At 66.9% G+C, this 17,246-nt stretch carries 19 protein-coding genes; 10 read left to right on the top strand and 9 right to left on the bottom strand.

Annotated features, from left to right (window positions below):
- Positions 1-149: 149 nt before the first annotated feature.
- Together dnaJ and dnaK are read right to left on the bottom strand one after the other, a co-directional pair.
- Complete coding sequence (gene dnaJ / locus NF699_16375) at positions 150-1,268, bottom strand: molecular chaperone DnaJ (protein USU04595.1); 1,119 nt, start codon at positions 1,266-1,268, stop codon at positions 150-152.
- A gap of 55 nt (positions 1,269-1,323) precedes the next feature.
- Complete coding sequence (gene dnaK / locus NF699_16370) at positions 1,324-3,228, bottom strand: molecular chaperone DnaK (GenBank protein USU04594.1); 1,905 nt, start codon at positions 3,226-3,228, stop codon at positions 1,324-1,326.
- 194 nt (positions 3,229-3,422) lie between these two features.
- Here dnaK and NF699_16365 point away from each other — a divergent pair, with 194 nt between their 5' ends.
- The 3 genes from NF699_16365 (at position 3,423) to NF699_16355 (ending at position 5,242) form a co-directional block, all read left to right on the top strand.
- Positions 3,423-3,863, top strand: a complete 441-nt coding sequence (locus NF699_16365) for a copper chaperone PCu(A)C (GenBank protein USU04593.1) — start codon at positions 3,423-3,425, stop codon at positions 3,861-3,863.
- Positions 3,864-3,904: 41 nt separating this feature from the next.
- Positions 3,905-4,384 carry a vgr related protein gene (locus NF699_16360; GenBank protein USU04592.1) on the top strand — a complete coding sequence of 160 codons (480 nt, stop codon included), beginning with the start codon at positions 3,905-3,907 and terminating at the stop codon, positions 4,382-4,384.
- A gap of 204 nt (positions 4,385-4,588) precedes the next feature.
- The gene (locus NF699_16355; protein ID USU04591.1) at positions 4,589-5,242 is read left to right on the top strand and encodes a methyl-accepting chemotaxis protein; all 654 of its coding nucleotides are present in this window, start codon (positions 4,589-4,591) and stop codon (positions 5,240-5,242) included.
- On the opposite strand, the gene NF699_16350 is transcribed toward NF699_16355, so the two are convergent.
- The 4 genes from NF699_16350 to NF699_16335 are packed head-to-tail and all read right to left on the bottom strand — an operon-like array spanning position 5,239 to position 8,625.
- Entirely contained in the window at positions 5,239-6,465 is a 1,227-nt protein-coding gene (locus NF699_16350) for a threonine synthase (GenBank protein ID USU04590.1), read from the bottom strand. The two genes, NF699_16355 and NF699_16350, sit on opposite strands and share 4 nt — an antisense overlap.
- Positions 6,466-6,509: 44 nt before the next feature.
- Positions 6,510-7,052: a nucleotide exchange factor GrpE gene (grpE, locus tag NF699_16345; GenBank protein ID USU04589.1), complete on the bottom strand. Its 543-nt coding sequence runs from the start codon at positions 7,050-7,052 to the stop codon at positions 6,510-6,512.
- A 16-nt stretch (positions 7,053-7,068) separates the two neighbouring features.
- Entirely contained in the window at positions 7,069-8,109 is a 1,041-nt protein-coding gene (gene hrcA, locus NF699_16340) for a heat-inducible transcriptional repressor HrcA (protein USU04588.1), read from the bottom strand.
- Positions 8,110-8,115: 6 nt separating this feature from the next.
- Entirely contained in the window at positions 8,116-8,625 is a 510-nt protein-coding gene (locus NF699_16335; GenBank protein USU04587.1) for a DUF6438 domain-containing protein, read from the bottom strand.
- Between the two features lie 81 nt (positions 8,626-8,706).
- Between NF699_16335 and rph the strand changes: the two genes are divergently transcribed.
- Both rph and rdgB read left to right on the top strand, forming a co-directional pair.
- Complete coding sequence (rph, locus tag NF699_16330; GenBank protein ID USU04586.1) at positions 8,707-9,420, top strand: ribonuclease PH; 714 nt, start codon at positions 8,707-8,709, stop codon at positions 9,418-9,420.
- The gene (gene rdgB, locus NF699_16325) at positions 9,417-10,043 is read left to right on the top strand and encodes an RdgB/HAM1 family non-canonical purine NTP pyrophosphatase (GenBank protein USU04585.1); all 627 of its coding nucleotides are present in this window, start codon (positions 9,417-9,419) and stop codon (positions 10,041-10,043) included. Before rph ends, rdgB begins: the two co-directional genes overlap by 4 nt.
- Positions 10,044-10,103: 60 nt before the next feature.
- Here the strand turns inward: rdgB and NF699_16320 are convergent, their stop codons facing one another.
- Positions 10,104-10,676, bottom strand: coding sequence for a CAP domain-containing protein (locus NF699_16320; protein ID USU04584.1), 573 nt, complete (start codon positions 10,674-10,676; stop codon positions 10,104-10,106).
- A gap of 12 nt (positions 10,677-10,688) precedes the next feature.
- Between NF699_16320 and hemW the strand changes: the two genes are divergently transcribed.
- On the top strand, positions 10,689-11,849 hold the full coding sequence (gene hemW / locus NF699_16315; protein USU04583.1) for a radical SAM family heme chaperone HemW: 1,161 nt from the start codon (positions 10,689-10,691) through the stop codon (positions 11,847-11,849).
- 92 nt (positions 11,850-11,941) lie between these two features.
- On the opposite strand, the gene NF699_16310 is transcribed toward hemW, so the two are convergent.
- Positions 11,942-13,141, bottom strand: a complete 1,200-nt coding sequence (locus NF699_16310) for a penicillin-binding protein activator (protein ID USU04582.1) — start codon at positions 13,139-13,141, stop codon at positions 11,942-11,944.
- Between NF699_16310 and rsmI the strand changes: the two genes are divergently transcribed.
- From rsmI to NF699_16290, 4 genes are all read left to right on the top strand, one after another.
- Positions 13,140-13,997, top strand: a complete 858-nt coding sequence (rsmI, locus tag NF699_16305; GenBank protein USU04581.1) for a 16S rRNA (cytidine(1402)-2'-O)-methyltransferase — start codon at positions 13,140-13,142, stop codon at positions 13,995-13,997. The genes NF699_16310 and rsmI overlap by 2 nt on opposite strands.
- Before the next feature lie 221 nt (positions 13,998-14,218).
- Complete coding sequence (locus NF699_16300; protein ID USU07127.1) at positions 14,219-14,593, top strand: YraN family protein; 375 nt, start codon at positions 14,219-14,221, stop codon at positions 14,591-14,593.
- A gap of 55 nt (positions 14,594-14,648) precedes the next feature.
- Positions 14,649-15,626, top strand: coding sequence for a glutathione synthase (gene gshB / locus NF699_16295; GenBank protein USU04580.1), 978 nt, complete (start codon positions 14,649-14,651; stop codon positions 15,624-15,626).
- A gap of 24 nt (positions 15,627-15,650) precedes the next feature.
- Complete coding sequence (locus tag NF699_16290) at positions 15,651-16,253, top strand: DedA family protein (protein ID USU04579.1); 603 nt, start codon at positions 15,651-15,653, stop codon at positions 16,251-16,253.
- A gap of 12 nt (positions 16,254-16,265) precedes the next feature.
- On the opposite strand, the gene NF699_16285 is transcribed toward NF699_16290, so the two are convergent.
- Complete coding sequence (locus NF699_16285; protein ID USU07126.1) at positions 16,266-17,135, bottom strand: tyrosine recombinase XerC; 870 nt, start codon at positions 17,133-17,135, stop codon at positions 16,266-16,268.
- Positions 17,136-17,246: the final 111 nt, after the last annotated feature.

Here is a 17,246-nt window from a genome sequence, read left to right as displayed (position 1 = left end):
CCGCTCGACCCGGGGACCGCGTATCCGACTGGCACCCTCTCTTCAGGAGAGGGCTGGGGAGGTCTCATCGAGGTCAGCAATCATGACCGCCCCGCCAAACCCTACCCTCCAGTGCAAGGGCTATCGCGTGAATCGCCTCCAGCTCTGGATCACTCCGTCGCGAACACGCCCTTCAGCTTGGCGAAGAAGCCCTGACTCGCCGGGCATTCGTCACCCGTTTCCGTCTCGCGGAACAACTCCAGCAGTTCGCGCTGGCGCACCGACAACTTGGTCGGCGTTTCGACGTCGATCTGAATGACCAGATCGCCGTGACCACGTCCTTGTAGCACCGGCATGCCCGCGCCACGCTGGCGCAATTGCTTGCCCGACTGGATGCCCGCCGGAATCTTGATCTCGTGCATCCGCCCGTCGAGGCCGGGGATCGACAAGGCGCCGCCCAGCGAGGCCGTCGTGAAGCTGATCGGTGCACGCGCGAACAGGGTCGTGCCCTCGCGTTCGAACAGCGCATGCCGTTTGACGTGGAGAAAGATGTAGAGGTCGCCCGCCGGCGCTCCGCGCGGTCCCGCTTCGCCCTCACCGGACAGGCGGATGCGCGTGCCTTCATCGACGCCGGGCGGCACGTTGACGCTCAGTGTCTTGGTCTTGTCGATCCTTCCTTCGCCGCGGCAATCGCCACAAGGATCCGCGATGATCTCGCCCGCGCCCTGACATACCGGGCAGGCGCGTTCGACCACGAAGAATCCCTGCTGCGCCCGCACCTTGCCGTGACCGTTGCACTGCCGACAGGTGGATGCATGCGTCCCGGGCTTCGCGCCCGAACCGTGGCAGGTGTCGCATTGCGCCGATACATCGACCGTAATCTCGGTCGACTTGCCATGAAATGCCTCTTCGAGCGTCACTTCCATGTCGTAGCGCAAATCGGCGCCACGCCGCTGCTGGGTACGCCCGCCACCGCGGCCGCCACCCATGAATTCGCCGAAGACCGATTCGAAGATATCGGAAAAGCCGCTGAAATCCTGTGCTCCGCCGCCGCCACCGTTCTGGAACGCGGCATGGCCGTAGCGATCGTAGGCAGCGCGCTTCTGCGGGTCCTTCAGGACCTCATAGGCTTCGCTGACCGCCTTGAACCTGGACTCGCTGTCCTTGCACCCGGCGTTCTTGTCCGGGTGATACTTCATCGCGAGCTTGCGGTACGCCGATTTCAGCGTCGCGCCGTCCGCATCACGCTCGCATTCGAGTAGCTCATAATAATCGACTGTGGTGCTCATGCCCGACCTTTAAGCCCTGAAGGCCCCCTCCCCGCCGGGGGAGGGGGCGATCGGGTTACGCCTTGTTGTCGTCGACTTCCGAGAATTCGGCGTCGACCACGTCGTCCTTCGGTGCTTCTCCGTCGGTGCCGCCCTGCGGCGACGCTTCGGACTGGGCCTGCTTCTCGTAGATCGCCTGGCCGAGCTTCATCGCGACCTGTGCGAGCGCCTGCGACTTTTCGGTCATTTGGTCGGCATCGCCGCCCTCGACCGCAGCCTTGGCAGCGTCGATCGCCGACTGGATTTCCGACTTCAGGGCCTCATCGACCTTGTCGCCATTGTCCGCGAGCTGCCGCTCCGTCGTGTGGATCAGCGATTCGGCGTTGTTCTTCGCCTCGGCGCCGGCCCGACGCTTCTTGTCCTCCTCGGCGAACTTCTCGGCATCGCGCACCATCTGCTCGATGTCGTTGTCCGACAGACCGCCCGATGCCTGGATGCGGATCTGCTGCTCCTTGCCGGTGCCCTTGTCCTTGGCCGACACGTTGACGAGGCCGTTGGCGTCGATGTCGAACGTGACCTCGATCTGCGGCACGCCGCGCGGTGCGGGCGGGATGCCGACAAGGTCGAACTGACCCAGCAGCTTGTTGTCCGCCGCCATCTCGCGCTCGCCCTGGAACACGCGGATCGTCACCGCGCCCTGGTTGTCGTCGGCGGTCGAATAGGTCTGCGACTTCTTGGTCGGGATCGTCGTGTTGCGGTCGATCATCCGGGTGAACACGCCACCCAGCGTCTCGATACCCAGCGACAGCGGCGTCACGTCGAGCAGCAGCACGTCCTTGACGTCGCCCTGCAACACGCCCGCCTGAATGGCGGCGCCCATCGCGACGACCTCATCCGGGTTGACGCCGGTGTGCGGCTCCTTCCCGAAGAAATTCTTCACCGCCTCGCGCACCTTCGGCATGCGGGTCATGCCGCCGACGAGCACGACTTCGCTGATGTCGTCGGTCTTCAGGCCGGCATCGGCCAGCGCCTTCTTCATCGGATCGATCGTGCGCTTGATCAGGTCGTCGACCAGCCGCTCCAGATCGGCGCGGTTGATCGTCTTGACGAGATGCTTCGGCCCGTTCTGGTCCGCGGTGATAAAGGGCAGGTTGACCTCGGTCGAGGCTGCCGACGACAGTTCGATCTTCGCCTTTTCCGCCGCTTCCTTCAGACGCTGCAACGCCAACTTGTCCTTCGACAGGTCGATGCCTTCGTCCTTCTTGAACCCTTCGGCGAGATATTCGACCAGCTTGTTGTCGAAATCCTCACCACCGAGGAAGGTGTCGCCGTTGGTCGCCTTCACCTCGAACACGCCGTCGCCGATCTCGAGGATCGAGACGTCGAACGTGCCGCCGCCAAGGTCATAGACCGCGATCGTCTTGCCGTCCTGCTTCTCCAGCCCGTAGGCGAGAGCAGCCGCGGTCGGCTCGTTGATGATGCGCAGCACTTCCAGACCGGCGATCTGGCCGGCGTCCTTGGTCGCCTGACGCTGGGCGTCGTTGAAGTATGCCGGCACGGTGATGACCGCCTGCGTGACCGTCTCGCCGAGGTAGCTCTCGGCCGTCTCCTTCATCTTCTGCAAGGTAAAGGCGCTGATCTGCGACGGCGAATAATCCTTGCCGCCTGCGGACACCCACGCGTCGCCGTTCGGACCGCGCGCGATCTTGTACGGGACCAGCTCGGTGTCCTTCTTGGTGATCGGGTCGTCGAAACGACGGCCGATCAGGCGCTTCACCGCGAAGATCGTGTTGTCACCATTAGTGACGGCCTGACGCTTGGCGGGCTGGCCGACCAGCCGCTCGCCGTCCTTGGCGAAGGCGACGATCGACGGCGTGGTGCGCGCGCCTTCCGCATTCTCGATCACCTTGGGCTTGCCACCTTCCATCACGGAAACGCAGCTGTTGGTGGTGCCGAGGTCGATACCGATTACTTTAGCCATGTGTGCTTGCTTAGCCCCTCACATACGAAATCAATGGCGAAAATCGCCGAAACCCATGGAACCTTTGCCCCGTTACGGCAGCGAAAGCTCCTGTGTATGGCCGGGATATAGGTGGGGTTCCGCTTGCCGCAAGACGGTGCGCGCCATAGTGACTTGCCTCGAAATGAGCCGGTCGGCTTGAAGGGGATGATGCGATGACGCGCTGGTGGATGCTGATGGCGGTGGCGACGCTCGGCGGTTGCAGCGGACCGGGGCGGGTAACGGTGGACGACGCGTGGATTCGCCTGCCTGCGGTCACAGGCCGCCCGGGGGTCGCCTATTTCACGCTGGAGGGCGGTCCGTCGAACGCGACGCTCATCAACGTCAGCGCCGACATTGCCATCCGTGCCGAGATGCACGAGAGCATGACCGGTGCCGGCGGCATGACCAGCATGAAGCCGCTCGCCAGCGTCGCCGTTCCCGCCGGGACCGACACGGTCTTTGCGCCCGGCGGTCGCCACGTCATGCTGTTCGACATCAATCCGAAGGCGAAGGTAGGGCGCATCTACAACCTGACGCTGAATTTCTCGAACGGGGCGCGGATCTATGCCGGGGCGATGACCGTCGGCGCGGCGGACCCGGCGCCGGATTTCTGATGGCGACGACGATGCCAGTTCGCGGCTGAGGCAACGATCCGATGCCCCTGCTCTCGCTGCGCGCTCCTGCCGATGCCCGCCCGTTGACCGCGGGCGAGCGCGCGCTCGCCGCATCGGTGTTCCACGACGCGATCGACTATGACGCGGTGCGGTTGTCGCGGACCAAATGGGCCTTCTTCCAGCCGCGCGATACGGTGATGGCGCCGACCGGCTGCATCCACTTCCATCCCGGCGGCACCCAGTGGCGCGACGATTTCGCCGCCGCCGCACTCACCGACCAAGGGCTGTTCATACACGAGATGGTGCACATCTGGCAGCACCAGCGCGGCATCTGCCTGCCGCTCGCGCGCCATCCGTGGTGCCGCTACGATTACGCGCTGAAGCCCGGCCAGCCGCTGCACCGCTACGGCATCGAACAGCAGGGCGAGATCGTCCGCCATGCCTTCCTGCTCGGCCACGGCGCCCGCATCCCCGGCGCACCGCCACTGGCGCAATACCGGACGCTGCTGCCCTTCGGATGAAGGCATTGCCCGATATGGGGTTCGGGATTGACGTTACGGCAACCGCGCCTTTTCTATTTATCACAACGGGTAAGTTACGTTTCGGACCTATTAACTTCTAGGCTCATAGAGGCGGCTTTCCCAGACCGCGGCACCTCTTGACCAAGGCCCCCGATGCATACCGAAACGCTCCCTCGATCCGCGCTGCTGCGAAACGACCCCGCCTTGATCGACGCGTTGCGCGATATCTGGGTGCTGCTGGAGTCGACGATCGTCGAGGAGACCCGCGCCTTCTGTCATCATCCAATGGCGCGTATGCTGTACCGCAGCGATGCGCAGGGGGCATCGCCGCTGCACGAACGCGAGCTGGCCTACACCAGGCGCAAGTTCGTCGGGCCGTTCGATGCGTTGCTGGATGCGGAAATGGTCGAGCGGGGCAGCAATTTCGTCGCGAACGGCGGTGACGACAATGACTATATCGATGGACTGATGGAGAATTACCGCTCGCGCGACACCCTGCTGCGCACAGTACTGATCCATGATCCGCTGCGCTATGCTACGTCGACCAACGCACTGTACCGGCTCGCCGCGATCGATATCCGGGCGTTTTCCGCCGGTGCCGCCGCGCATCGCGCACGTCGCGACACCGTCGTCCGGCAGAATCTGGCGGACACCATGGCCGAGGTGACGCGGATCGTCGTCTCGATCGGCACGATCAGCAGCCAGACCAACCTGCTCGCGCTCAACGCCACCATCGAAGCGGCACGCGCCAACGAACACGGACGCGGCTTTTCCGTCGTGGCGCAGGAGATGAAGCGCCTTGCCCAGGCGACACGCGCCGCCACGCAACAGGCGACGGCGTTACTCGGCGCAGCCTAAAGCGCGTCGAAATCGATCGCGACGTGCCGGTCGAGCGTCTGCGGCGCTTCCGGCATCGGATATTTCAGCCCGGTCGCGCAATTGAACAGCACCACCCGCTCGTCCTCGTCGACCTCGCCGGTCTTCAGCGCCTCGCGATAGGCGGCAAGCGTCGCGCCGCCCTCGGGACACAGCAACAGACCGTCGCGCTTCGCCGCATCCTCGACCGCCGTCAGGATCGCGGGGTCGCCGACGCCCAGCGCCTTGCCGCCGCTTTCCCGCACCGCCCGCAGGATCAGGAAATCGCCGACCGCCTTTGGCACGCGAATGCCGGCCGCGACGGTATGTGCATCCTCCCACCGCTCGGCATGCTCGACGCCCGCCTCGAACGCGCGGACGATCGGCGCGCACCCGCTCGCCTGCACCGCATACATCCGCGGTCTTTTCGATCCGATCCAGCCGAGCCGCTCAAGCTCGTCGAACGCCTTCCACATCCCGATCAGACCGGTGCCGCCGCCGGTCGGATAGAAGATCGCATCGGGCAGGTCCCAGCCGAATTGCGCGGCCAGTTCCAGCCCCATCGTCTTCTTGCCTTCGATCCGATAGGGCTCCTTCAGCGTGGAGAAGTCGAACCAGCGCCCCTCCGCGGCCCCCTTCCCCACGATCGCGCCGCAATCGTCGATCAGGCCGTTGACCCGCCATACCCGCGCGCCCTGCATCGCGATCTCGCGGACGTTCACCTCGGGCGTGTCTTCCGGGCAGAAGACGATCGTCTCGATCCCCACCCGCGTCGCATAGGCCGCCAGCGCAGCGCCGGCATTGCCGTTGGTCGGCATGGCGATCCGGGTCACGCCCAGTTCCTTCGCCATCGCCACGGCCATCACCAGCCCGCGCGCCTTGAAGCTGCCCGTCGGCAATCGCCCCTCGTCCTTCACCAGCACGTTGGGGCTGCCCGCCGCTTTGGGGATCGGGATCAACGGCGTCTCGATCTCGCCCAGACTGACGACATTTCCGGTATGCCGAACCGGCAGCAACTCCCGCCACCGCCACATATCGGTGTCCCGCGCGCCGAGCGCATCGCGCGACACCGCCGCCTTCACGCCCTCCAGATCGTAGCGCACCAGCAACGGCCGCCCTGCGCGCGACAGGCCATGCAGCCGGTCCGCGTCATAGCGCTCGCCGGTCAGCGAGCATTCCAGATGCGTGACGAAGGTCGGACGATCGGTGGTCAGATTGGCGTTCATGGGGTTCTTTCGACATCCTCCCCGATATCGGGGAGGATTGCACATCAGTCCGGCTTGCGGGCGACGCCGACCAGCGCCGGGCGCAGCAAGCGATCCTTGATCATATAGCCCGCCTGCATCTCCTGCACGATCGTGCCCGGTGCCGCATCGCTCGGCACTTCCATCATCGCCTGATGCTTGTTCGGGTCGAGCGTTGCGCCCATCGCCTCGACCTTGGTGATGCCATTGCGTGCGAACACGCTGTCCAGTTCGCGGCCCGTCGCTTCCAGACCGGTGACCAGACCCTTCAGCCGTTCGTCGCCGCGCAGTTCGGCGGGGATCGCCGACAGGCCACGCGACAGATTGTCCGCTACCGACAGGATGTCGCGTGCGAACGATGTCGTCGAATAGGCCCGCGCGTCCGCGACTTCCTTTTCGCTGCGGCGGCGCACGTTCTGGATTTCGGCCTGCGCATACAGGGTCTGCTGCTTCGCCTCGGCCAGCTGGTTCTCCAGCTCCGCCACCCGGTCATGCTCCGCCACTTCGGGAGCGGCTTCGGCAGTTTCCTGGCGCAGCGCCTCCGCGTCCATCTTCGTCTCTTCGGTCATTCGATTCCCTGTAGGTTCAGCCCATCAAACGGGCGAGCGTTGCCGCCGTGAAATCCACCATGGGCACGACGCGGGCATAGTTCAACCGCGTCGGGCCGATCACACCCACCACGCCGACGACCCTGCCACCCGCGCCGCGAAACGGCCGCGCGATCACGGAAGATCCTGAAAGCGCGAACAATTTGTTCTCCGCCCCGATGAAGATGCGGGTCGCATCGCCGGCACTCGCGCTATCGAGCAGGTTGGCGATTTCCTGCTTCCCCTCCAGATCGTCGAGCAGGTCGCGGACCCGGTCGAGGTCCGCCGCCGCCGCCGCATCGATCAGCCGACTCTGCCCGCGAACGATGAACACCGGCCGCCGCGCGCCATCCTCACTCCACACCGCCAACCCACGCTCCACCAGAGTTCGCGCCGCCACGTCCAGTTCGGCGCGTTCCTCGACCAACTGCCGCTCGATCCGCGCCCGCGCCTCGGCGAGCGTCAGCCCGCCCAAGGTCGCGGTCATGTAATTGCCCGCCTCGATCAGCGCCGACGGCGTCATCCCCGCCGGCAATTGGATCACGCGATTCTCGACACTGCCGTCCTCGCTGACCAGCACCGCCATCGCCTGATCGGGGGACAGCCCGACAAAGCCGATCGACCGCAACGCCAGCTCGCGCTTCGGCACCATCACCAGCCCGGCACAGGCCGACAAGCCGGACAGCGCCGCGGTGGTCGCCGCCAGCGCCTCCTCGACCGGCCCGTGATAGCCGACCCGCGATTCGATCGTCGCGCGCTCTTCGGCGGACGGCTCCAGCGCCTGCATCATCCCGTCGACGAACAGCCGCAGCCCCCGCTCGGTCGGTATCCGCCCGGCGCTGGTATGCGGGCTGGCGAGCAGCCCCAGCTCCTCCAGTTCCTGCATCACGCCGCGGATCGATGCCGGCGACAGGTTGAGGCCGGAGGCGACCGCGATCGTCTTCGACCCCACCGGCACGCCCGTTGCGACATAGCCGTCCACCACCGCGCGAAAGATATCGCGCGCCCGGTCGGTCAGTTCGGTGACGGGCAGTCCCATGAGCTGTTATCTAGGACGCCGCGGATCGCCGATAAAGGCCGCGATCGGCAGCGCTTCCGGCGCGGAGCGAAGCCCCGCGCGCATCTCCTGCGATCCGCAGCCGTAATAGACGTTGAGATGCTGGCGACCGCCGCTCAGCTCGCTCCAGACGATATCGACGCTAGGCATATCGGTCGGTGCATTCTCGCAGCCGCGGCTGCCGGGTTGCAGCACCGTCTCGGCCTCCTTCGGGCGATACGGCGCGAGCTTGGCTGCGAAAGTCCGATAGGCCGCCGGCGTCGCCTGGAAATCCTTGATCCCGGTCACGGCGGTGAAGCGCATGCCCTCGAACGTCCCTTTGCCGTCCGGTGCGATCGTCACCGCATAGACCGGGCAGGTGCCGTAGCACGGCGCCGTCTCGTAGCGGATCGTCTCGCTCTCGATCGCCACCGGCCGTCCGTTGCCGGAGTTCGACGCATCCACCACCACGCACCCCGACAAAGCGAGACCCAGTCCTGCGATCAACACCTTGTGCATGCCCGTCCCCTTTGCTCACCACTGGCGCAGCCACCCGGCGCCGTCTAGGGCGTTGCCGCATCGAACCTTGAGGAGAGTTGAATGCGCCCCAGCGGCCGCGCCCCCGATCAGATGCGTGCCATCACGATCGAGCCGAACTTCACCCGCCACGCCGAAGGATCGGTGCTGGTCGGCTTCGGCGACACCAAGGTGCTCGTCACCGCCAGCATCGAAGAGCGCGTGCCGCCGTTCCTGCGCGGCAAGGGCGAAGGGTGGGTCACCGCCGAATACGGCATGCTCCCCCGCGCCACCCACACCCGCGGTAACCGCGAGGCGGCCAAGGGCAAGCAGTCGGGCCGTACGCAGGAAATCCAGCGGCTGATCGGCCGTTCGCTGCGCTCGGTGGTCGACATGAAGCTGCTCGGCGAGCGCCAGATCGTCCTCGACTGCGACGTCATCCAGGCGGACGGCGGCACCCGCACCGCGTCGATCTCCGGCGCCTGGGTCGCGCTGCGCCTTGCGATCAACACGCTGATGGCGAACGGCAAGCTGACGGTCGATCCGATCCAGCAGAAGGTCGCCGCGGTCAGCTGCGGCATCTATCAGGGCACGCCGGTCCTCGACCTGGATTACATCGAGGATTCGGGCGCAGATGCGGACGGCAATTTCGTCCTGCTCGAAAACGGCAACATCGCCGAGGCGCAGGCGACCGCCGAACACGCCACCTATGACGAAGAGGCGCTGCTCCGCCTGCTCCGCCTCGCCCGCATCGGCTGCGCCGACATCTTCGCCGCCCAAGAGCGCGCCGTACGATGAGCGGCGAAGGCAGGGACCCGCAGGCGATCCGCAAGCTCGCCCCCGGCAAGCTCGTCATCGCCAGCCACAATGCCGGCAAGGTCCGCGAGATCGCCGAGCTGCTCGGTCCGTACGGGATCGAGCCGGTCTCGGCCGGCGAACTCGACCTGCCCGAGCCCGAGGAGACCGGCACCACCTTCGTCGCCAATGCCGAGCTGAAGGCGTTGCAGGCCGCCGACCTGTCCGGCCTGCCGGCGCTCGCCGACGACAGCGGCCTGTGCGTCGATGCGCTGGGCGGCGATCCAGGCATCTTCTCGGCGCGCTGGGCCGGCGAATCGAAGGATTTCGGCCACGCCATGCGGTTGGTCGAGGATCGCCTGAACGAGGAACCTGACCTGCCCCGCTCGGCGCATTTCGTCTGCGCGCTGGCGCTCGCCTGGCCCGACGGCCACGTCGAATGGTTCGAAGGCCGCGTCGACGGAACGCTCGTCTGGCCGCCTCGCGGGCAGCAAGGCTTCGGCTATGACGCGATGTTCCTGCCGGTCGGGACCACCGAAACCTTCGGCGAGATGGACCCCGCCGCCAAACACGCCGTCAGCCACCGCGCCGAGGCGTTCAAACAACTCGTCGCCGCGGTCCTTTAAGCGCTGGCACCGGTGCTCCTGCACAGGCGGGAGCACCGGACCTGCCGCCACGGCCGAGACTCAGAACGTCCGCTGCCCCACCACATTTCCTGGCGGCGCGTATCGGCACACCAGATAATCGTCGGTCGCGTTGCTCGCGAGCGCACAGCCCACCTGTGTCGTCGCACGCCATACTATCTGCGTGTAATGCCCCACATCCTGCCACCGCCCGGTGCGACTGAACTGCGGGGCCGGCACGTTCACGAAATCGCGTTTCTCCGCCACCCAATGACGGATCATCTCGTCATAACGATAGGCGCCGCGCGTCCCGGTCCACAAATTCTCGCCCTGCCGATCCATCCCGATCGACTGCACGGCATGTTCGAACCGTCCGGTCCGCGCCATCGTCTCGGCATAGCCCCGCGCCGACGCCGCCAGCGGCTCGCTCCATGTGATCGGCGCCACGCCGACATCGCCGCGCGCGCGGTTATGCCCGGCCAGCATCACCCGTTGCAGCAGCACCGACCCGCGCGGCGCATTCGCCCCGCCGGGCCGCGGTTCGACCACGCGCTCCGGTCGTTCCGGCGCCTGGGCGCAGGCGGCAAGCAACAGAAGCGCAATCCACGAGTGGCGTTTCAGCATGATCCTCGCCATATCGCCCCCATCATGATCCCCGACAAGACGCCGCTCGCGCTTTACGTCCACTGGCCGTTCTGCGTCTCGAAATGCCCCTATTGCGACTTCAACAGCCACGTCCGCGATGCGGTGGACCAGCAGGCGTGGCGCGACGCCCTGCTTGCCGACCTCGCCTACGAGGCGCAGGCGCTGCCCGGCCGCACGCTGGGATCGATCTTCTTCGGCGGCGGCACGCCATCGCTGATGCCGCCCGCCACCGTCGCCGCGATCATCGACGCCGCCCGGACGATCTGGACCCCCGCCGAGAATATCGAAATAACGCTGGAGGCGAACCCCTCGTCGGTCGAGGCCGCGCGCTTCGCCGATCTCGCCGCCGCCGGCGTGAACCGCGTCTCGCTCGGCCTGCAATCGCTCGACAATGCCGCGCTCAAGTTCCTCGACCGCGCCCACGATGTTAACGAAGGCCTCGGTGCGCTGGACACCGCGCAGCGCCATTTCGAACGCGTCAGCTTCGACCTGATCTACGCGCTTCCCGACCAGAGCCTTGCCGCCTGGGAGGCGGAGCTCGCACGCGCGCTGTCGTTCGGCACCGAGCATCTGTCGCTGTACCAGTTGACGATCGAACCGGGCACGCGCTTCGCCACCGAAGCCGCCAAGGGCCGCCTGACCATCCCCGACGGCGACACCGCCGCCGACCTGTTCGAAGCGACCCGCGCGATGACCGCCGCGGCCGGCCTGCCCGCCTACGAAACTTCGAACCACGCAAAAGCCGGCGCGGAGAGCCGCCACAACCTCACGTATTGGCGCTATGGCGATTACGCCGGAGTCGGCCCCGGCGCGCACGGTCGCCGCGACGGGGTGGCGACGCAGCGCCGCAAGAAGCCCGAGAATTGGCTGTCCGCCGTCGCCCGCAACGGCCACGGCACGGAAGTCGAGACCTCCCTCGCCCCCCACGACCGCGCCACCGAAGCCCTGCTGATGGGCCTCCGCCTGCGCGAGGGCGTCGATCTGACGCACGTCGCCCGACTGGCCGGCGGCGCCGCGCCGATCGTCTGGCCGGCGGCCGCGCGACTGGAAGCACAGGGCTTCATCGTCCACGAACCCGACCGCCTCCGCGTTACCGAAGCCGGCGCTCTGTTGTTGGACGCCATCCTGCCGCTGGTCGTGGGCGAAGCGCCGGCGTTGGCTTGACGAAGGTTCAATTCACGCCGAGCCGCGGAGAAGAAGATTTCGGCCTTCTACCGAGATCTTCTTCTCCATGTGAAGCAATCTTTTTCTAACCCCTAACGCCCGAACCCAGCCGGAGCCGGCGAGACAGTCACCGTCGTGCCGCCCTGGATTTCCTGTACCTCCAGCGCCCGCTCCGCGATCCCGTCGCGGCCGAAGCGGAACGCGCCGTCGATCCCGGCGAATCCGTCGCTATCGCGCAGCTTTCCCTCCGGAAAAGCCCGCCCTACCGGCCAATCGCGCGAAATACGGACCGTCAACAGCACTGCATCATAGCCCAGGCTCGACAGGCGATACGGCGCCGCGCCGTAGCGCGTCCGATATTTGGTCGCATATTGCCGGTACAGCCCATCCGCGACGCTGGCGAACCACGCCCCGTTCAGCGCCGCCTTGCCCGCCGCCGCCGCTTCAGAATTCCACAATTCGGTGCCGAGGATGCGCGTCGCGCCACCGCCGCCACGCTTGACCAGCGGCGCCGCTACCGCTGCGCTGGTGCTCGCATCCGCCACCAGCACCGCGCCATACGGCCCCTTCGCGTTGAGCCGCGCCACCGCACCGGCGATGCCGCCCGCCACCCGGCCATAGGTCTGCAACGACGCGACCTCGCCGCCCGCACCCTCGACCGATCGCAGGAACGCCGTCGACGCCCGCTCGCCGTACAGGCCGTTGGGGATCAGCCCGGCAAAGCTCGTCACGCCGCGGCTGCGCGCATATTGCACCACCCGGTCGATCGACTGCGCCGGCGCATAGCCCATCAGATACGTGCCGTTGCCCGCCACCGACACGTCGTTGGAAAAGCTCAGCACCGGCACCCCGGCCGCCCTGGCGATCGGTGCCACCACGCGCACATCCTCGGACAGCAGCGGCCCCAAGATCAACTGCGCGCCCTCGGCGATCGCGCGTTGCGCCGCCGCAGCGGCGCCGGTCGCGGTGTCGTAATTGGTGATCCGCACCTTGTCGGTGCCGGTGTCGAGCACCGCCAGCATCGTCGCATTGGCGATCGAGCGGCCCACGCCTGCGTTGCTGCCCGACAGCGGCACCAGCAGCGCCACCCGGTTTCGCTGCGTATCGCGCGGCAGGCCCGCCTGCAAGTCGTCGGGCCGCTCCACCGGCGCGCGCACCGGCCGGTCGGGCGCGGCGACGGGGCCGCGCGGCACCACCGTCGAACACGCCGCGAGCAGCCCCGCTCCCAGGATCGCCACCCAGCGTCCGAGGCCGCGCGTACGCACCTGTCCAAATGTTGCTGCCTCTGCCATGACGTCCCCTGTGGCCATATCCGAAAATCCTCTCGAACCCGGGCTGTACATCGTCGCGACGCCCATCGGCAATCTTGCTGACCTAAGTCCCCGCGCCGCCGACGTCCTGTCCCGCGCCGATGTAATCGCAGTGGAGGACAGCCGCGTCACCGCCGGTCTGCTTCGCCACATCGGCACCCGACGCCCGATGATCCCCTATCACGATCATAACGCAGAGGGGATGCGCCCCGGCCTCATCGCCCGCATGACCACCGAAGCCATCGCGCTCGTGTCGGACGCCGGCACGCCGCTGATCTCCGATCCCGGCTACAAGCTGGTCCGCGATGCCCGCGCCGCCGGGCGTACGGTGGTGACGATCCCCGGCCCCTGCGCCGCGGTCGCCGCGCTCACGCTCGCTGGCCTGCCGACCGACCGTTTCCTGTTTTGCGGGTTTCTGCCCAGCAAGGCCAAGGCGCGTGCCGACGCAATCGCCGAAATCGCCGCCATCCGCGCCACCCTCGTCCTGTACGAATCCGGTCCGCGCCTGTCCGTCTGCCTCTCCGCGCTTGCCGACGGCCTCGGCGACCGCGACGCGGCCGTGACGCGCGAGATCACCAAACGCTACGAAGAGGCAGTCACGGGCACCCTCACGCACCTCGCCGCCCGCTACGCCGACGCTCCGCCAAAGGGTGAGATCGTCATCGTCGTCGCCCCCCCCGGCGAAGCACCACCTCCCGACGCCGCCGACGCCGAAGCCGCGCTGGCCGAAGCCCTAACCCGGTTGCCGGTCGCAAAGGCCGCCGGCGAAGTGGCGAGGGCCTTCGGCCTTGATCGCAAGGAACTCTACGCCCGCGCGCTGGCCATGAAAGGCAGCTGACCACCTTCCACACGGATCGCCAGCCGCCACCGGGCACCGCGTCCACGCGCTCCGTCCTGCACGCGGTGCGCCGGTACGCAGTTTCCACGACCATGCTCCTTCTCATCGCTGCAACATTCGGCAACGATCGACCGCCATCGTTGCTCGTCGAAGCTGCCAACTTCGCAGCGAACAACGCAGCATTGCTTGCTCGAACCAAATCGCTGCGCCACGCTGCGGCGATGTCGACCAGACGCACTCCCTCTACCGCGCGCCAGGCTGCCGAAGCCGCCGGCCGCCGCGGCGAGCGCCTTGCCGGCTGGTGGCTGCGACTGAAAGGCTGGACCATCCTCGACCGCCGCGTGCGCACCCCGGCAGGCGAAGTCGACCTCGTTGCCCGGCGCGGCAAACTCATCGCCTTCGTCGAAGTCAAAACCCGCCGCACCGCCGCCGAACTGGACTTCGCCATCGACGAACGGCGGCTCGCCCGGGTCGCGGCGGCCGCGGAGGTGCTGATGGCGCGCTATGCGGGGCCGGACGACGACATCCGCGTCGACGTCATCCTGCTCGCACCCGGCACCCGCCCCCGCCACATCGAGAATGCGTGGACAGGATGACATTCGGTCGAGCGCACCCTAACTGCCGGCTCGAACAACCGATCGGAGTGCGTCCATGCCCCTCACCGTTGCCGTCCAGATGGACCCGCTCGACAGCATCGCTATCGCCGGCGATTCAACGTTCGCCCTGATGCTCTCGGCACAGGCGCGCGGCCACAGCCTGTTCCACTATACCGCCGAAGACCTCAATTACGCGGACGGTCGCGTCTGGGCCAAGGCGCATCCGGTCACCGTGCAGCGGGTCGAAGGTGACCATTTCCGGTTCGAGGCGCCCGTCAGCCTCGACCTGGGCGAACAGGCCGACGTGGTGCTGATGCGACAGGACCCGCCCTTCGACCTCGGCTACATCACCGCGACGCATCTGCTCGAACGGATCGCGGATCGCACACTGGTCGTGAACAACCCGCGCAGCGTCCGCAACGCGCCCGAAAAGGTGTTCGTTCTCGACTACGCCCGGTTCATGCCACCGACGCTCATAACCCGCAGCCTCGACGAAGCCCGCGCCTTCCTCGCCCGGCACGGCGAGATCGTGGTCAAGCCGCTGCACGGCAATGGCGGCAAGGCAATCTTCCGCGTCGGCAGCGATGGCGCGAACCTGTCCGCGCTGATCGAGGTGTTCAACCAGACGTGGCGCGAACCACATATGGTGCAGGCGTTCCTCCCCGCCGTCGCGCAGGGCGACAAGCGCATCGTACTGGTCGATGGCGAGGTCGCCGGCGCGATTAACCGCCTGCCAGGCGAAGGCGAGATCCGATCTAATCTGGCGGTCGGCGGGTCGGCGGTGAAGACCGGGCTGACCGATAAGGAGCGCGAGATTTGCGCCGTACTCGGGCCGGAGCTGAAGCGCCGCGGGCTGCTGTTCGTCGGCATCGACGTGATCGGCGGCGAATGGCTCACGGAAATCAACGTCACCTCTCCCACCGGCATCGTCGCGATCGAACGGTTCGACGGCACCGACGTCGCCGGCCTGATCTGGGAGGCGATCGAGCGTCAGGCACCCGTGAACGGGACGGGGCTGACGGAACGGGGCTGACGTTCCCGCCGTTAGCCATCCGACATGACCGAATTCATCCTCAACGGGATCGCCTGGGGCGGCTATTTCGGCATTTTCCTGCTGATGGCGCTGGAAAACATCGTGCCGCCGATCCCGTCGGAGGTGATCATGGGCCTGGGCGGGATGGCGGTCGCGCGCGGTGACATGGCGATCGTTCCGCTGGTTCTGTGGGGAACCGCGGGGACGACGGCGGGCAATTACTTCTGGTATCATATCGGGCGCCACATCGGTTACGAGCGCTTCCGCCCGTTCGTCGATCGTCATGGTCGCTGGCTGACGCTGGAATGGGAGGATGTCGAACGACTGCACCGGTTCTTCGTGCATCACGGCGGGTGGGTAGTGTTCGTGTTCCGCTTCATGCCGACGTTCCGCACGATCATCTCGCTGCCAGCCGGCATCACCTGCATGCCGCTCTGGCGCTTTCTCGTCTGGACCTTCGCCGGCAGCCTGATCTGGAACAGCATCCTTGCCGCTGCCGGCCTCTATCTCGGTTCGCGTTTTCAGGAGCTGGATCGCTACGTCGGGCCGGTTGCGATCGCGCTCACCGTGCTGATGATCGGCGGCTATCTCTGGCGTGTCGCGACATGGAAGCCCCGCCAGCGGTAGGCTTGCTTCGCCTTATGCCCGCGGATGCGCGTTGCGATAGACGTCCATCAGATGCGCTGCGTCGACCGCGGTATAGATCTGCGTCGAACTGAGGCTCGCATGCCCCAGCAATTCCTGTAGCGCCCGCAGGTCGGCACCTCGCCCCAGCAGGTGCGTCGCGAAGCTGTGACGCAGCGCATGCGGTGTCGTCCGGACGCCCAGCCCCAGCCGCGACCGGGCGCCCCGCACAGCCTTGCGAATGATCCCCGGCGACAGCGGCCCTCCTTTCGCTCCGCGAAACAGCGGAGCGCCCGCTTCCAGTGCCCACGGCACCTGCTCCACATAGCTCTCGATCGCGGCACGCACCTGTGGAAGCAGCGGTATGACCCGTGTCTTGTCGCGCTTGCCCGTCACCATCATCGTGTCGCCCAGCGGCAGGATCCGCGCCGGCAGAGCGATCGCCTCGCCGATACGCAACCCCGCACCGTAGAGCAGCAGCAGCACCGCCCAGTCGCGTGCGCCGATCCACGGTTCGGCGGCATCGTCCGCCACCGCGTCGGCGAGCGCCAGCGCCTCGTCCGGCGAGATCGGCCGCGGCACCCCCGTCTTGACCGCTGGACTGCGCAACCGCGGTGGCTCCGCCCCCGGCGCGGCGAATGCCAGAAATCCCCGGACCGCCGACAGTTCGCGTGCAGCGGAGGCATTGCCTAGCCCCTCGCCCCGCCGCGCCGCCAGAAATGCGCGCAGATCGGCCGGCGTGACTTGCGCCAGCCTTGCCGCATCGACCCGCTCGCCGAGATGCACCTGCAGGAACGCGGTCAGTCGCTCGGCGGTCGCCTGATAGGCTCGCACGGTATGGGCCGATCGCCGTCGGTCGCGCGCCAGATGAGCCGCCCATCGCATCGACAGCGGCCGAGTGGGATCGTTCGTCACGACATCATTATGGGCTCCGTCAGGCGCAGCGGGAAGAACATATTAACCGCTATCTTGCATCAGGTTAGCCATGACGCATCC

This window comes from Sphingomonadaceae bacterium OTU29LAMAA1, from assembly GCA_024072375.1.
Lineage (GTDB): Bacteria > Pseudomonadota > Alphaproteobacteria > Sphingomonadales > Sphingomonadaceae > Sphingomonas.
Note: the sequence above shows the minus strand (reverse complement) of the source record. Positions and strands in the feature narration are given on the sequence as shown.

What these genes read in the sequence shown, in the direction of transcription:
- dnaJ (USU04595.1), bottom strand. Translation starts at nt 1,268, where the DNA reads ATGAGCACCACAGTCGATTATTATGAGCTACTCGAATGCGAGCGTGAT.
- dnaK (USU04594.1), bottom strand. Translation starts at nt 3,228, where the DNA reads ATGGCTAAAGTAATCGGTATCGACCTCGGCACCACCAACAGCTGCGTT.
- NF699_16365 (USU04593.1), top strand. Translation starts at nt 3,423, where the DNA reads ATGACGCGCTGGTGGATGCTGATGGCGGTGGCGACGCTCGGCGGTTGC.
- NF699_16360 (USU04592.1), top strand. Translation starts at nt 3,905, where the DNA reads ATGCCCCTGCTCTCGCTGCGCGCTCCTGCCGATGCCCGCCCGTTGACC.
- NF699_16350 (USU04590.1), bottom strand. Translation starts at nt 6,465, where the DNA reads ATGAACGCCAATCTGACCACCGATCGTCCGACCTTCGTCACGCATCTG.
- grpE (USU04589.1), bottom strand. Translation starts at nt 7,052, where the DNA reads ATGACCGAAGAGACGAAGATGGACGCGGAGGCGCTGCGCCAGGAAACT.
- hrcA (USU04588.1), bottom strand. Translation starts at nt 8,109, where the DNA reads ATGGGACTGCCCGTCACCGAACTGACCGACCGGGCGCGCGATATCTTT.
- NF699_16335 (USU04587.1), bottom strand. Translation starts at nt 8,625, where the DNA reads ATGCACAAGGTGTTGATCGCAGGACTGGGTCTCGCTTTGTCGGGGTGC.
- rph (USU04586.1), top strand. Translation starts at nt 8,707, where the DNA reads ATGCGCCCCAGCGGCCGCGCCCCCGATCAGATGCGTGCCATCACGATC.
- rdgB (USU04585.1), top strand. Translation starts at nt 9,417, where the DNA reads ATGAGCGGCGAAGGCAGGGACCCGCAGGCGATCCGCAAGCTCGCCCCC.
- NF699_16320 (USU04584.1), bottom strand. Translation starts at nt 10,676, where the DNA reads ATGGCGAGGATCATGCTGAAACGCCACTCGTGGATTGCGCTTCTGTTG.
- hemW (USU04583.1), top strand. Translation starts at nt 10,689, where the DNA reads ATGATCCCCGACAAGACGCCGCTCGCGCTTTACGTCCACTGGCCGTTC.
- rsmI (USU04581.1), top strand. Translation starts at nt 13,140, where the DNA reads ATGACGTCCCCTGTGGCCATATCCGAAAATCCTCTCGAACCCGGGCTG.
- NF699_16310 (USU04582.1), bottom strand. Translation starts at nt 13,141, where the DNA reads ATGGCAGAGGCAGCAACATTTGGACAGGTGCGTACGCGCGGCCTCGGA.
- NF699_16300 (USU07127.1), top strand. Translation starts at nt 14,219, where the DNA reads ATGTCGACCAGACGCACTCCCTCTACCGCGCGCCAGGCTGCCGAAGCC.
- gshB (USU04580.1), top strand. Translation starts at nt 14,649, where the DNA reads ATGCCCCTCACCGTTGCCGTCCAGATGGACCCGCTCGACAGCATCGCT.
- NF699_16290 (USU04579.1), top strand. Translation starts at nt 15,651, where the DNA reads ATGACCGAATTCATCCTCAACGGGATCGCCTGGGGCGGCTATTTCGGC.
- NF699_16285 (USU07126.1), bottom strand. Translation starts at nt 17,135, where the DNA reads ATGCGATGGGCGGCTCATCTGGCGCGCGACCGACGGCGATCGGCCCAT.